This window comes from Lysobacter antibioticus HS124 (genome assembly GCF_000336385.2).
Taxonomy (GTDB): domain Bacteria; phylum Pseudomonadota; class Gammaproteobacteria; order Xanthomonadales; family Xanthomonadaceae; genus Lysobacter; species Lysobacter firmicutimachus.
In genome coordinates, this window is record NZ_HG424450.1 from 18,975 (window position 1) to 31,917 (window position 12,943).

The window sequence follows — 12,943 nt, forward strand, 5'->3', positions numbered from 1 at the left end:
TTCACCCTGCGGAGAAGCCAAGCGGTCTTCGCGACAAAGAACGCGCGTTCTCCAGCGTGTACAGGTGTCTGACAGGTTCACTCAGAAGCTGTCGGCTTCCTGTCTGCGCCGCTACGGATTCGCTTGGCTTTGCCGCCGAATGAAGCGTTCATGTCGACGCCGCAACGGAGCGGCGAGTGCCAGGAACCTCACCATGAAGATTGAAATTGCACAGACCCACCTGTTTCGCACCGCTCATGCGCTGCAAGAAGCATGCGCCAACCGCCTCGCGGACATGGCGGTGCAGATGGCCCCGCGCCTTAGCCCCGAGGAGCTGGAGGCGGCCAAAGCGTTAGCCACCGAGTCCCTGCGCCTTATCCAGGCGTTGTTCGAAGCCAACGATAGGGAGTTCGAACTCAACATCGATGTGAACATGACGGTCGAATACCTCAACGGCCTGGCCGACGCCTGAGCCAGACGAAGAGCGAAGTCCCCAGCGCCTGCCGGGCGCTGGGGCGTTCCCTCTTCGGTTCTAGGCCGACGCTGTCCCTGTGCTGTCTGCCCGACCATGGACCGCGATATTCACTTGCGATTCCGCTCGAAGGAAGCGCTCATGCCCACGCCGCACCATCGCGGCCAACTTGAGAGCGAAACCATGTCGAACATGTCTTACTGCCGATTCCAGAACACGGCCATTGCTTTGAGAGATTGCGAACACGCGTTGGAAGAAATGACCGACGGTGACCCCGAGAAGCTTAGCGGGGACGAGCTGAGCGCGGCGAAGCAACTGGTCGCCAGTTGCGTCAACATCGTCCAGCGACTGGCTGAGCGTGGCGAATTGGAATTTGAGCCGGACATGGACCTTGCACCGGTACTTAAGGAGCTGAACGACGCCGCTGGCTGATTGCGGAGAGCGTCAACCCCAGCGCCCGATCGGGCGCTGGGGTTTTCCCTCTTCTGCCGCGCGCCGCAAGCTGTCCGTCGCCTGTCTGCCGGAACCTACTACCTCGCTTTCACGCTTTGAATCGCAGGGGATTGAAGCGTTCATGCGATCGCCGCGCTGGGCGGCGATCGAGGAACAGCAACAATGGATTTCGAACGAGATCTCTTCACTCTGCGTGCGTTGGGGAGCCAGATTCGATGGCTGCTGACCGCGCCGACGGATTTGGAGCCGGTCTGGGAGTACGGCACGTGCTCGGTGGACGGATGTGCCGCCTTGACCCGGTTCTTGGAGCCCTGGACGCGGATCGACCGGGCACGGCGTATCGACGGCATCGAACTGCACGCGCGGGTGGCCGTGGTGAACGAGGAAATGGGGCGGTGGAGTTTGCGCGTCCTCAGCGGCGCCAATCGCCTCAAGCAACGCCCCAAGCGCCGAAACGAAGCGGTCGCCGCCCTCCTTGCGGCCACGGCGCAGCAGATCGAGGACTACCTGGAGTGCCGGTCGCCGCTGACGCCGCGCCAGTGGGTCGAGAAGGCACTCGTCTCGGTCGAGCGGCTGCACGTGCTGCGATCCCGCGACGCCGACTTCCAGCATGCGATCAGCTTAGCGGCCGGCGGATTGGAAGAGGCGTTGGGCCAGTTTCCCGAGTAGGTAATGGGCGCCCGGCGAAGCTGTCGGGCACCTGTCCGTCGTCATCGTGTGCCGCAAGTTCTGCTTGGCTTCCGCCGCAAATGAAGCGTTCATGCCGCTGCCGCAACGACGCGGTGTGAGAGAAACGAACCATGAACCAGGACGTATTCATCTCGGACGCTGAGCTTCGAAGCCTCAGCGACTATTTGGAACGGATACTGCGGTCCGGACACACCTTTTCACAACCCGGATCAAAGTTGACGTTGTTCGCCTGCTATGGCTTGGCCAGCATCTTCGCCGAGCGTACGGATGCGGTTCTAACGCGCCGCCTCGACCCGAAGGACATTGGGCAGCTGGTGGCCGAGTGCCGTAGGGAGCTGGCGCCAGTGGAGCGCACCATAGATCAGACCGGCAGTTGGTCCGCGAAGCGCTGGGTTCCCAGCGAGCTCTGCGCGGACGAGATGACGTTGCGCTGGTTGCACGATGAGATCGCGCGCTACATCGAAGGGCTGGAGCCGGAATTCGTAGGATTGCCGGTGCATCAACTCAATCGAGCGGTACAACAGGCCCGGTTGATGCAGGTGTGGGACGTGGCGGACGCCAAGTACCAGCCCAGCCTCCGCTCGGCCATTCGATATCTGGAGCAAGCCATCACGGCCGCGATGTGCGCGCCACGCAACTGATCCCCTGAGAGCGCGCACCCCAGCCCCTTGGTGGGGGCTGGGGTGTTCCCTCTTCCCTTCACCCTGATCTGCGCCGATGGCCGGCGGTCGCGGAGGCCCGAACCTGCGATTGACCGCCTGTGGGAATCAGCATCCGCGCCTACGGGCGCCATCGCGGCGTCTCCGACACCGCCGTCCGCAAAGCCATCGCCACCGGGCGCATCTCGGCGTTGCCGGACGGCACCATCGATGCGGCCCGCGCCGACGCCGAGTGGGACGCCAACACGGCCAAGGCCGAGCTGGCTGAAGCACGGGCCGCGCCCCGCCCCGCGCGGGCGCGCGCGGCGGCGGCCTTTGGCGAGGACTCCCTAGCCGCGCCGGCCGGTGCCCCCGCCAGCAACAGCTACGCACAGGCGCGGACCGCCAACGAAGTTCTCAAGGCTCAGCACCACAAGCTACGTATCGCGCAGCTGCGCGGCGAACTGATCGATCGCCAGCAGGCCATTGGCCAAGTCTTCGCCCTGGCGCGCGCCGAGCGCGACGCCTGGTTGAACTGGCCGGCACGCATCAGTTCGATGCTGGCCGCCGAGCTCGGCATCGATCCTCATGCGATGCACGTGTCGCTGGAGCGCGAGGTGCGCCAGCACTTGGCCGAACTCGGCGACTTCGTCGCCCGCCTGGAGTGATCGTTGTACGACGGCTTCGATGAGGTCGCCCGCGCCTGGCGCGACGGGCTAACGCCCGATCCGTTCTTGGACGTGTCGGACTGGGCGGACCGGGACCGGGTGCTGTCGAGCACCTCGTCGTCGGAGCCCGGGCGATGGCGCACCGCGCGCACGCCGTACCTGCGCGACATCATGAACGACCTGTCGCCGGCCTCGGCGATCGAGCGCGTCGTATTCATGAAGGGCGCGCAGGTCGGCGGCACCGAGTGCGGGAACAACTGGATCGGCTATGTGATCGCGTGCGCGCCGGGGCCGATGATGGCCGTGGCGCCCACGGTCGAGATGGCCAAGCGCAACTCCAAGCAGCGGGTCGATCCGCTGATTGAGGAATCGCCGTCGCTGCGCGAGCGCATCGCGCCCTCGCGCGCACGCGATTCGGGCAACACCATCCTCGCCAAGGAGTTCCGCGGCGGGGTTCTGGTCCTGACCGGCGCCAACAGCGCGGTCGGCCTGCGCTCGATGCCGGTCCGCTACCTGTTTCTGGACGAGGTGGACGGCTACCCGCGCGACGTGGAGGGCGAAGGCGACGCGGTGGCGCTGGCCGAAGCCCGCACCCGCACCTTCACCCGCCGCAAGATCCTGCTGGTGTCGACGCCGACGATTGCCGGCGCCTCGACCATCGAGCGCGAGTACCTGGCGTCCGACCAGCGCCGGTATTTCGTGCCGTGCCCGCATTGCGCCCACGAACAATGGCTGCGGTTCGAACAGCTGCGCTGGACGTGGGACGATCCGCGCTCGGCCCGCTACATCTGCGAGGCCTGCGAGCGGCCGATCGGCGAGCATCACAAGACGGCGATGCTGGCGGCGGGTCGCTGGATCGCCATGGCGCCGCAGAACCGCGGCAAGACCGCGGGCTATCACCTGTCGTCGCTGTACTCGCCGGTCGGCTGGCGCAGCTGGGCCGACATCGCCGCCGCCTGGCAGGCGGCGCAGGACTCAGCGACCGCGCTCAAGGCGTTCAAGAACACCGAGCTCGGCGAGACCTGGGAAGAGGAAGGCGAAGCCCCGGATTGGGAGCGCCTGCTGGAGCGCCGCGAGGACTACCGGATCGGCACCGTGCCCATTGGGGGCTTGCTGCTGGCCGGCGGCGCCGACGTGCAGAAGGACCGGATCGAGGTCTCGGTCTGGGCCTTCGGCCGGGAGCGTGAGACCTGGCTGGTCGAACACCGGGTGCTGATGGGCGACACGGCGCGCGCCGCGGTCTGGGCCGAACTGGCGGGACTGGTACGCGAGCAATGGACCCACGCCTCCGGCGCGCTGCTGCCGCTGACCCGGCTCGGCTTGGACACCGGCTACGCGACGCAGGAGGCGTACGCCTTCGCCCGGGACGTCGCCGACCCGCGCCTGCTGCCGATGAAGGGCGTCGGCAGCGGCGCCGCGTTGATCGGCATCCCGACCGCGGTCGATGTCAGCGTGCCGGGCAAGCGACTGCGCCGCGGCCTGAAGCTGTTCGCCGTCGCCGGCGGAATCGCCAAGCTCGAGCTGTACAACGCCCTTCGGCTATCGATCGACATCGGCCCGGAGGGGCAACCGGTGTTTCCTGCGGGCTATGTTCATCTGCCGAAGGTCGACGGCGAGTTTCTCCAGCAGCTGACCGCCGAGCACCTGATCACCCGACGCGACCGGCATGGCTATCCGCAGCGGGTCTGGGAGAAGCGCCGCGACCGCAACGAAGCCCTCGACTGCTACGTCATGGCGCGCGCCGCGGCGATGCAGGCCGGCGTCGACCGCTTCGAAGAACGCCACTGGCGGGAGATGGAGCGGACGTTGGGTCTGGCCCCACCGACCGCACCGCCCGTTCCAACTGCGCTACCCCTTCCCACGGCCGCCCCTTCGGGCGGCCTTTCTGTTTCTGGCCCGCGCCCCCGGCGTCGGGTGATTTCGAGCCGTTTCATGCAATGAGCGATCTTCCGTACACCCACGAACAGTTGCAGGCGCTGCGCAACGCGCTCGCGCGCGGCGAGCGCCGCGTCAGTTTCGGCGACCGCCTGGTCGAGTACCGCTCCGTGGACGAGCTGCTGGCCGCGATCCGCGAAATCGAGGCCGCGCTCGCCGGCACCGAGGGCCGCCCCCGTCGCGTCCGCCGCCTGCTGACCACCACCGCCAAGGGCTTCTAACCATGGCCTGGTGGGGCAAGCTGCGCGCCGCGATGTTCGGCGGCGCGCCGGTCCATGAGGTAGCGGGCCACGGCCGGCGCTCGACTGCCTGGCAACCCGGCAATCCCGGCGCCGTCGCCGCGCTGGTCGCCACCGGCGATGCGCTGCGGGTGCGCTCGCGCGACCTGGTGCGGCGCAACGCCTGGGCCAATGCCGCGGTGGAGGCGTTCGTCGCCAACGCGGTCGGCACCGGCATCAAGCCGCAGTCGCTGATCGCCGACACCGCCCAGCGCGAGGCGCTGCACGCCCTGTGGCGGGACTTCGTGGACGAAGCCGACGCCGCGGGGCTGACCGACCTCTATGGACTGCAAGCCCTGGCCTGCCGGGCGCTTCTGGAGGGTGGCGAGTGTCTGGTCCGGCTGCGCCCGCGTCGCCCGGACGATGGTCTGGCGGTTCCCTTGCAGATCCAGCTCCTGGAACCGGAGCACCTGCCGCTGCACCTCAACCGCGAGCAGCCCAACGCCAACGTGATCCGCGCCGGGATCGAGTTCGACCGACTCGGGCGCCGGGTCGCCTACCACCTCTACCTCTCGCACCCTCAAGACGGGGCGATGGCGCCGATGAGTCGGCAGGGCGGGCTGGACACCTACCGCGTGCCCGCCAGCGAAGTGTTCCATCTCTTCCGGCCGCTACGACCGGGCCAGATCCGTGGCGAGCCGTGGCTGGCGCGCGCGCTGGTCAAGCTGAACGAGCTGGACCAGTACGACGACGCCGAGCTGGTACGCAAGAAGACGGCGGCGATGTTCGCCGGGTTCATCACCCGCGACGGTCCCGACGATCCGCTGCCGGGCGATGCCCCGCCCGACGAACACGGCAACGCGCCGCTGGGCCTGGAACCGGGCAGCCTGCAGATTCTGGAGGCGGGCGAGAGCGTCACCTTCGCTCAGCCGGCCGACGTCGGCGCCAGCTACGAAGCGTTCCTGCGCTCGCAGTTCCGCGCCGTCGCCGCGGCGATGGGCATCACCTACGAGCAGCTGACCGGCGATCTGACCGGGGTCAACTACTCGTCGATCCGCGCCGGCCTGCTGGAGTTTCGGCGCCGCTGCGAGATGGTCCAGCACTCGGTGCTGGTCTACCAGCTGTGCCGGCCGATCTGGAACGCCTTCGTGGATGCTGCGGTGTTGTCCGGCGCGATCGAACTGCCCGGCTACCGCCGCCGCAAGCGTGCGTACCGTGCCTGCAAGTGGGTACCGCAGGGCTGGAACTGGGTCGATCCGGAAAAGGAATTCAACGCGATGATCCTGGCGATCCGCGCCGGTCTGTTGTCGCGGTCGGAAGCCATCGCCAGCTCCGGCTACGACGCGGAGACCATCGATCTCGAAATCGCGGCCGACGCCATCCGCGCCGATGAACTCGGCCTGGTGTTCGACACCGACCCGCGCCAGGTCGCCCGCAGCGGTGCCCGGCATCCCCCGCCGCCTTCACGGGCGACGTCCTCGACCGAACCCACCGAATGACCGGACTGCCCCATGTAGCGGCGCGCGTGTTCAACACGCCGCTGCTGATCCAGCGCGCCAAGCTGGACGTGATCCTGAGCGTGTTGGCGCCGAAATTCGAACTGCAGACGGTGCCGCCGCCGCTGTTGGGCCCGCCCACATCGCAACCACCGCGTCTGGCCGACGAACGCGGCATCTACGTGCTGCCGATCCACGGCACGTTGGTGCAGCGAACCGCCGGACTGGACGCGCTGTCGGGGCTGACGAGTTACCAAACGATCGCGCGCCGGCTCGATACGGCGCTGGCCGACGAGGCCGTACGCGGCATCGTGCTCGACATCGACAGCCCCGGCGGCGAAGCCGCGGGGGTGTTCGATCTGGCCGATCAGATCGTGGCGGCGCGTGCTCGTAAGCCGATCTGGGCGGTGGCCAACGACGCCGCGTTCTCGGCGGCCTATGCCCTGGCGAGCGCGGCGTCGCGCGTGTTCCTGACCCGCACCGCCGGGGTCGGCTCGATTGGCGTCATCGCCCTCCACGTCGATCAATCGCAGCGCGATACCCAAGCCGGTCTGACCTACACCCCGATCCACGCGGGCGCGCGCAAGAACGACGGCAGCCCGCATGCGCCGCTTAGCGACGAAGCGCGCGGCTCGATCCAGACCGAGGTCAATCGACTCTACGAGCTGTTCGTCCTGACCGTCGCCGACCAACGCGGGCTGACCGCCGATGCCGTGCGTCAAACCGAAGCCGCGTTGTACTTCGGCCAGGACGCGCTCGATGCCGGCCTGGCCGACCGGATCGGAACGCTCGGCGATGCCGTGCGGCAACTGCATACCGAACTGGACGCAAGCCGTCCGCTATTCCCGGAGAACCCCACCATGTCCACCCCTGAATCGACGGCGCCTGCCGTCGATGCGGCGCGCGCGCAAGCGCACGCCGAGGCCGTCGCCATCGCCGAACTGTGCGAGCTGGCCGGCCAGCCGGCCCTGACCGCGAGCTACCTCGCCGAAGGCATTACCGCCGCCACCGCGCGCCAGCGCCTGCTCGGATTGCGCGCGCAGTCGCCGGAGATCGCCAGCCACCTGACGCCGACCGACCCGGCGCCGCAGGCCCATGCGGCCAGCAATCCCTTGATCGCCGCCGCAAAGGCGCGCGCCGACGCGATCCGGAGGGCGCTGTGAGCCGACTGACCACGTATCCCCCGGTCTTTGAGGGGCCGAACCTGGGCGATCTGCTCAAGCTCGAAGCCGATCACCTCTACTCGCGCGATCAGGTCGCCGTCGCGCCCAACCAGGTGCTCGTCCTGGGCCAGATGGTCGGTCGCATCACCGCGACGGGCCAGTACGCCGCTTTCGATCCTGTCGCTACCGATGGCCGCGAGCAGGCGGCCGGGGTGGTGATCGTGCCGATCACCACCAGTGTCGACCCCAGCCCGGACGGCATCGTCGTCGTGCGCCACGCCACGGTCTCGGATCGCTACCTCGTCTGGCCCCGCACCGCTACCCCCGAACACCGCGCCGCGGCGGTCCAGCAGCTGCGTGCCCTCGGCGTGCTCGTCCGTCAGGGAGTCTGATCCATGTCGATGAACAACCCCTTCAACAACCCCGCCTTCTCGGTCAGCTCGCTGACCGCCGCAATCAACCTGCTGCCGAACACCTACGGCCGGCTGGACGAGCTAAATCTGTTCCCGATCAAGCCGGTGCGCACGCGCCAAGTCTCGATCGAGATGCGCAACGGCGTGCTGAACCTGCTGCCGACCAAGCCGGTCGGCGCGCCGGGCACGGTCGGCACGCGCGGCAGTCGCAACCTGCGTGCGCTGACCATCCCGCACATCCCGCACGACGATGTCGTCCTGCCCGAGGAAGTGATCGGCGTGCGCGCGTTTGGGTCGGAGACCGAACTGGCGACGCTGGCCGGCGTCATGGCCGACAAGCTCCAGACGATGCGCAACAAGCACGCGATCACCCTGGAGCATCTGCGCATGGGCGCGCTTAAGGGCATCGTCCTGGATGCCGACGGCACCGAGCTGATCGACTTCTACAAGGTCTTCGACATCACGCCGAAGGTGTTCTCGTTCGAACTGGCCAATCCCGATACCAGCATCCGCGACAAGTGCATCGAGCTCAAGCACTGGATGGAGGACAACTTGCTGGGCGAGCGCATGACCGGTGTGCGCGTGCTGGTTGGCGAAGACTTCATGACTAAGCTGACAAACCACGAGAACATCAAGGAAGCGTGGAAGGATTGGCAGAACGGCGAGTTTTTCCGCAGCGATCAACGCGCGGGATTCGCGATGGCGGGGGTGGTGTTCGAGGAGTACCGAGCCACGGTCAGCACCGGCATCGAGGGGCAGGAACCGGTCCGGTTCATCGCCAAGAGCGAAGGTCATGCGTTCCCGGTTGGCACGCTGGACACGTTCGCAACCTACGTCGCCCCGGCTGACTTTAACGAGACCGTGAACACGCCGGGCCAGCTGCTGTACGCCAAGCAGGAGCCGCGCAAGTTCGACCGTGGTACCGATCTGCATACGCAGTCTAACCCGCTGCCGGTCTGCCAGCGCCCCGGCCTGTTGGTCAAGGTCACCCTATGAACGCGTTCGTGACAATGGACGCCGTAGTCTTCGAAGCGCTCGGCGCCGTCACGCAGGTTCAACGCCCACCTAACCCCTCGGCGTCGATCCGGCTGATTGTGCGCGATGGCGTCGAGCGCCTGGGGGAGTTCCAGCAGGTCGTCGGTCGGGCTCGGCATGTCGTCGCGCGAAACACCGACTGGGCGTTCCGTCGCGGCGACGTGGTCACGATCGCCGGCCGTGCGTATCCGGTTGAAGCGATCGTACGCGACGACGGTCTGGTCAATGAGGCCGTCCTGCATGGCTGATATGACGCCGACCTGGGCGCTGCTGGAGCGGATCGCTGCGCGCCTGGCCGATATCCGCACCGATGGCGGCTATCGGACCGACATCGGCAGTGCTGTGGCGCTGGAGCCGGTCCAGCACGCCGGACCCGACGTGCCGGGGCTGACGCTGGCCGCACTGGGCGTGCAGCGCGACACCCAGAAGCCGCATGGCCAGCATCGGCTGCTTCAGGCCATGGTCGAAGCGACTCTGCCGGCGCATCTCCATGACGCCCATGCCCGCGCCCACGCCATCGCCGCCGATGTCGAGGACGCGCTCGACGCCTGGATTCCGCTGCCCCAGGCCCTGCCGTTGCAGGTCGAGGACATCGTGTTTCTCGACCGGCCCGAGGGGCTGGCGGTGGTGGCGGTGCAGGTCACGCTGACCGTGCGATACCGGCGCTGATGCAGGTTTCGATCAACGCCGATGGCGCCCTGGAGACCGCCCAGCGCCTCAGCGATCTGCCGGGCAAGGTGCTGGTCGCGCAGCGCCGCGCGCTCGGCACGCTCCGACGCCGCTGGCCGGTCCTGGCGCGCCGCGACATCCAGACCGAATACGCGCTGTCGGCGACCCGGATACGCGATGGGTTGAGCGTGCGCATCACCCGGGACGGCATTGCGCTGGTGGGCCGGGTGCGCGGCATCGGCCTGCTGAACTTCGCCGGGCGCGGGACACCGTCCGGTCTTCGGTACCGAATCTTCCGCAACCGGCCAGGCCACGAACCCCACGGCTTCGTCCGTGCGCGGCGCGGCCAGGGCATCGACAAGGCTTGGGAGCGCGAGCCCCTGATCGGCAGCGGCGGCCACCGCCGCGTGCCGCGCTACCCCATCGAGCCGCTGTTCGGCCCGTCGCTGGCCCAGATGCTGCGCAAAGGCGACCGCCCGGCGCGCATGGCGCAGGCCGGCCTGGACGTGATCACCGCCGATCTGGATCGGCAACTGCTGCGCTCGTTGCGCCGCTGAGTCTCGGCCGCCCATCGGCGGCCCCACACCCATATATAGGAGCACGCGACCCGATGGCCGCGCCGAACCTCTTTTCGTTCCAGGGCAAGGTCTACCTCGCCCAGCGCCAGTCCACCGGCAAGCCCGGTCCGCTGCGCTGGGTCGGCAACGCGCCCCAGCTCGAACTCGCGCTGGAAGTCCAAAACTCGGACAAGTTCGAATCGTTCAGTGGCAATCGCCTGCTATACGGCCGCTTGGTCCAGTCGAAGACCGCCAACGTCAATCTGACCCTGGACGAGGCGACCCCGGAAAACCTGGCCGAGGGCCTGTACTCGATTCCAGCGACCCTGCCGGCGGGATCGGTCAACAACGAACTGCTGCCGCCAGGCCTGAAGGCCAACGACTTGATCGCGCTCGATCGCGGCTGGGTCAGCGACGTCGCGATTACTGACAGCGCCAATCCGCCGGTCACGGTGCCGGCGGCGAATTGGTGGACGGAGTCGGCGTCCGGCGGTGTGATCGGCTTGCGCAAGGTCGACGGCCTGACCCAGCCGTTCAAGGCCAGCTACAAGCACGGCGAGACGGTCAACATCGCCCTGTTCAACACCCCGCCGCCGGAGCGGATGCTGATTCTGGACGGGATCAACACCGTCACCGGTCAGCGCGCCAAGGTGACGCTGTACCGCCTGACTTTCAATCCCATCGAGCAGCTGGCGCTGATCTCGGAGGAGTGGGGCAGCCTGCAACTGTCGGGTGCGGCCCTATTCGATGAGTCGCGCGCGCTGGACCCGGACCTGGGCGGCTTCGGCCGCATCGAACTGGCGAGGGTGTAATGGCGCGCAAAGTTCGACGCCCCCAGCCCGCTGCCGATGAACTGGTCGTGTTGCAACCGAATCGGACGCTGCCGCTCGGCGATCGCACCGTCACCGTGCGCGAGATCGGCTTCTTCGAAAGCCTGAAGCTGCACGACGCCATCGCGGCCCTGGTCGCCGACCTGGTCGAGCAGACCGATGACGGCAACATCGATCTGGGTCGCCTGCACCGGGTCTGCGCCCAACACCCCGCAGCCACCATCGCACTGCTCGCTCAGGCCTGCGACCAGCCGGCCGACTGGGTCCAAGCCCTCTCCGGCGCCCACGGCGACCTGCTGTTGCTGACGTTCTGGGCGGTCAACGCCGATTTTTTTCTGCAGCGCGTGCTGGCGGCACTGGAGCTGCGTCGTGCGGTTCCGACAGCGACTGGCCCAGCGTCCTCGCCACCCTGATCGCCCACGGCCACGACTGGCCGTGGATCGAGCGCGCCACCGCCCGCCAGCTTGCCTTGTTCTACCGCGTCGCAGTCCAGCGCGAGCGCGCGCTGCGCGCCGATCGCATCGAAGACGTCAACGCCGGCTTTGCCGGCGGCAAGGACGTCACCGCCTTCGTTACCTCCCTTCGGAAGCCCCCATGAAACTAATCGACAACTGGCGCCAGGCTTGGCGCTTCGTCAGCGTGCAGGCGATGACCTTCGCCATCGCCCTGCAAGGTGTCTGGCTGAACCTCCCCGAGGATCTGCGCACGCACGTGCCCGACCGGCTCGCGGCCACGGTAACGGCGGGCATCCTCCTGCTCGGTCTGATCGGTCGCCTGTTCCAGCAGCGAGGGGCCGATGGCACGACTCTCCGCTGAGCAGGCTGGCGGCCAGAACGTCGTCGCCTTTCTGGACATGATCGCCCATGCCGAAGGCGTGGAGCGATTCAGCGATCACCACGGCTATGACGTCATGGTCGGCGGCGAGCGCTCCACGTCCTATAGCGACCACCCGCGGAAGATGGTGTGGCTGCCGAAGTATCGGATCAACTCGACCGCCGCGGGGCGCTATCAGTTCCTGTGGAAGACCTGGAACAGCCTGCGTCTCCGGCTCAAGCTGCCAGACTTCGGCCCGGCGTCGCAGGACCGCGCCGCGATTGAACTGCTGCGCGAGACCGGGGCGCTGGCCGACATCAAGAAGGGCTGGATCAGCTCGGCCATCCGCAAGTCGCGCAAGACCTGGGCGTCGTTGCCGGACGCCGGCTACGGCCAGCGCGAGCTGCCGCTGGAGACGTTGCTGGCGGTCTATCAGAAGGCCGGAGGCCAGCTCGCGTGATCGCCCGACTCCAAGCGTGGGGTGCCGCGGTGCTGGCCGCCTTCGTCGCCGTCCTGGCAGCGTTCGGCTGGGGGCGCATCCAGGGCGCGCGTCGGGCGCGCGAACACACCGAGCGGCGGGTGGTCGACGCCGAACGCCGTGCGATGACCGCAGAACGCGAGCGTCGCGACAGCGAAGTACGCACCGAGGTAGAGACCGATGTTCTTCAACTGCCATCCGGCAGCCCGTCGCCGTTGGCGGTGGCTGTGCCTGATTCCGCTGCTGACCGCCTGTACGACGACTGGTCGCGTGACGGAGGCGACGACCGGCTGCGCCTGGACGCGGCCGATTCGGGTGTCCCGTCAGGATCAACTGACGGATCTGACCGCTCGACAGATCCTGGCGCATAACGAAGCCGGCCGCCGCCTGTGCGGCTGGCAGCCGAACCCACCGGCGAACCCGCCGCATCCCTGAG

At 67.8% G+C, this 12,943-nt stretch carries 21 protein-coding genes; 20 read left to right on the forward strand and 1 reads right to left on the reverse strand.

What is annotated here, in order from left to right:
• The first annotated feature begins 193 nt into the window (after nucleotides 1-193).
• The 19 genes from TX83_RS02735 (at nucleotide 194) to TX83_RS02820 (ending at nucleotide 12,489) form a co-directional block, all read left to right on the forward strand.
• Complete coding sequence (locus TX83_RS02735; RefSeq protein WP_064746387.1) at nucleotides 194-451, forward strand: hypothetical protein; 258 nt, start codon at nucleotides 194-196, stop codon at nucleotides 449-451.
• Between the two features lie 141 nt (nucleotides 452-592).
• Nucleotides 593-883 (forward strand): hypothetical protein, encoded by a 291-nt coding sequence (locus TX83_RS02740; protein ID WP_064746388.1) that lies wholly within the window; start codon nucleotides 593-595, stop codon nucleotides 881-883.
• Nucleotides 884-1,066: 183 nt separating this feature from the next.
• On the forward strand, nucleotides 1,067-1,573 hold the full coding sequence (locus TX83_RS02745) for a hypothetical protein (RefSeq protein WP_064746389.1): 507 nt from the start codon (nucleotides 1,067-1,069) through the stop codon (nucleotides 1,571-1,573).
• 131 nt (nucleotides 1,574-1,704) lie between these two features.
• Nucleotides 1,705-2,235 (forward strand): hypothetical protein, encoded by a 531-nt coding sequence (locus TX83_RS02750; protein ID WP_064746390.1) that lies wholly within the window; start codon nucleotides 1,705-1,707, stop codon nucleotides 2,233-2,235.
• Between the two features lie 119 nt (nucleotides 2,236-2,354).
• Nucleotides 2,355-2,900: a hypothetical protein gene (locus TX83_RS02755; protein WP_064746391.1), complete on the forward strand. Its 546-nt coding sequence runs from the start codon at nucleotides 2,355-2,357 to the stop codon at nucleotides 2,898-2,900.
• Between the two features lie 3 nt (nucleotides 2,901-2,903).
• On the forward strand, nucleotides 2,904-4,841 hold the full coding sequence (locus tag TX83_RS02760) for a phage terminase large subunit family protein (protein ID WP_064746392.1): 1,938 nt from the start codon (nucleotides 2,904-2,906) through the stop codon (nucleotides 4,839-4,841).
• Complete coding sequence (locus TX83_RS02765) at nucleotides 4,838-5,056, forward strand: phage head-tail joining protein (RefSeq protein ID WP_064746393.1); 219 nt, start codon at nucleotides 4,838-4,840, stop codon at nucleotides 5,054-5,056. The genes TX83_RS02760 and TX83_RS02765 overlap by 4 nt, the downstream gene beginning before the upstream one ends.
• Before the next feature lie 2 nt (nucleotides 5,057-5,058).
• Complete coding sequence (locus TX83_RS02770; RefSeq protein ID WP_064746394.1) at nucleotides 5,059-6,552, forward strand: phage portal protein; 1,494 nt, start codon at nucleotides 5,059-5,061, stop codon at nucleotides 6,550-6,552.
• A complete protein-coding gene (locus TX83_RS02775; protein WP_064746395.1) occupies nucleotides 6,549-7,712 on the forward strand; it encodes a S49 family peptidase in 1,164 nt (387 codons plus the stop codon). The genes TX83_RS02770 and TX83_RS02775 overlap by 4 nt, the downstream gene beginning before the upstream one ends.
• Nucleotides 7,709-8,104 carry a head decoration protein gene (locus tag TX83_RS02780; protein ID WP_261369988.1) on the forward strand — a complete coding sequence of 132 codons (396 nt, stop codon included), beginning with the start codon at nucleotides 7,709-7,711 and terminating at the stop codon, nucleotides 8,102-8,104. The genes TX83_RS02775 and TX83_RS02780 overlap by 4 nt, the downstream gene beginning before the upstream one ends.
• A gap of 3 nt (nucleotides 8,105-8,107) precedes the next feature.
• Nucleotides 8,108-9,121, forward strand: coding sequence for a major capsid protein (locus tag TX83_RS02785; RefSeq protein WP_261369989.1), 1,014 nt, complete (start codon nucleotides 8,108-8,110; stop codon nucleotides 9,119-9,121).
• Entirely contained in the window at nucleotides 9,118-9,408 is a 291-nt protein-coding gene (locus TX83_RS02790; RefSeq protein WP_064746396.1) for a head-tail joining protein, read from the forward strand. The genes TX83_RS02785 and TX83_RS02790 overlap by 4 nt, the downstream gene beginning before the upstream one ends.
• A gap of 1 nt (nucleotide 9,409) precedes the next feature.
• Nucleotides 9,410-9,829: a hypothetical protein gene (locus TX83_RS02795; RefSeq protein ID WP_064746397.1), complete on the forward strand. Its 420-nt coding sequence runs from the start codon at nucleotides 9,410-9,412 to the stop codon at nucleotides 9,827-9,829.
• Nucleotides 9,829-10,386 (forward strand): hypothetical protein, encoded by a 558-nt coding sequence (locus TX83_RS02800; protein WP_064746398.1) that lies wholly within the window; start codon nucleotides 9,829-9,831, stop codon nucleotides 10,384-10,386. The genes TX83_RS02795 and TX83_RS02800 overlap by 1 nt, the downstream gene beginning before the upstream one ends.
• Before the next feature lie 53 nt (nucleotides 10,387-10,439).
• Entirely contained in the window at nucleotides 10,440-11,198 is a 759-nt protein-coding gene (locus TX83_RS02805) for a hypothetical protein (protein WP_064746399.1), read from the forward strand.
• The gene (locus TX83_RS02810; RefSeq protein ID WP_064746400.1) at nucleotides 11,198-11,629 is read left to right on the forward strand and encodes a DUF6631 family protein; all 432 of its coding nucleotides are present in this window, start codon (nucleotides 11,198-11,200) and stop codon (nucleotides 11,627-11,629) included. Before TX83_RS02805 ends, TX83_RS02810 begins: the two co-directional genes overlap by 1 nt.
• A 56-nt stretch (nucleotides 11,630-11,685) precedes the next feature.
• On the forward strand, nucleotides 11,686-11,814 hold the full coding sequence (locus TX83_RS23750) for a hypothetical protein (protein WP_261369990.1): 129 nt from the start codon (nucleotides 11,686-11,688) through the stop codon (nucleotides 11,812-11,814).
• Nucleotides 11,811-12,032 (forward strand): hypothetical protein, encoded by a 222-nt coding sequence (locus TX83_RS02815; RefSeq protein WP_064746401.1) that lies wholly within the window; start codon nucleotides 11,811-11,813, stop codon nucleotides 12,030-12,032. Before TX83_RS23750 ends, TX83_RS02815 begins: the two co-directional genes overlap by 4 nt.
• On the forward strand, nucleotides 12,013-12,489 hold the full coding sequence (locus tag TX83_RS02820; protein WP_064746402.1) for a glycoside hydrolase family 24 protein: 477 nt from the start codon (nucleotides 12,013-12,015) through the stop codon (nucleotides 12,487-12,489). The genes TX83_RS02815 and TX83_RS02820 overlap by 20 nt, the downstream gene beginning before the upstream one ends.
• Here TX83_RS02820 and TX83_RS02825 read toward each other — a convergent pair.
• The gene (locus tag TX83_RS02825; protein WP_064746403.1) at nucleotides 12,462-12,698 is read right to left on the reverse strand and encodes a hypothetical protein; all 237 of its coding nucleotides are present in this window, start codon (nucleotides 12,696-12,698) and stop codon (nucleotides 12,462-12,464) included. The two genes, TX83_RS02820 and TX83_RS02825, sit on opposite strands and share 28 nt — an antisense overlap.
• Between TX83_RS02825 and TX83_RS22485 the strand changes: the two genes are divergently transcribed.
• Nucleotides 12,688-12,942, forward strand: coding sequence for a hypothetical protein (locus tag TX83_RS22485; protein WP_141233315.1), 255 nt, complete (start codon nucleotides 12,688-12,690; stop codon nucleotides 12,940-12,942). The two genes, TX83_RS02825 and TX83_RS22485, sit on opposite strands and share 11 nt — an antisense overlap.
• Nucleotide 12,943 lies beyond the last annotated feature (1 nt).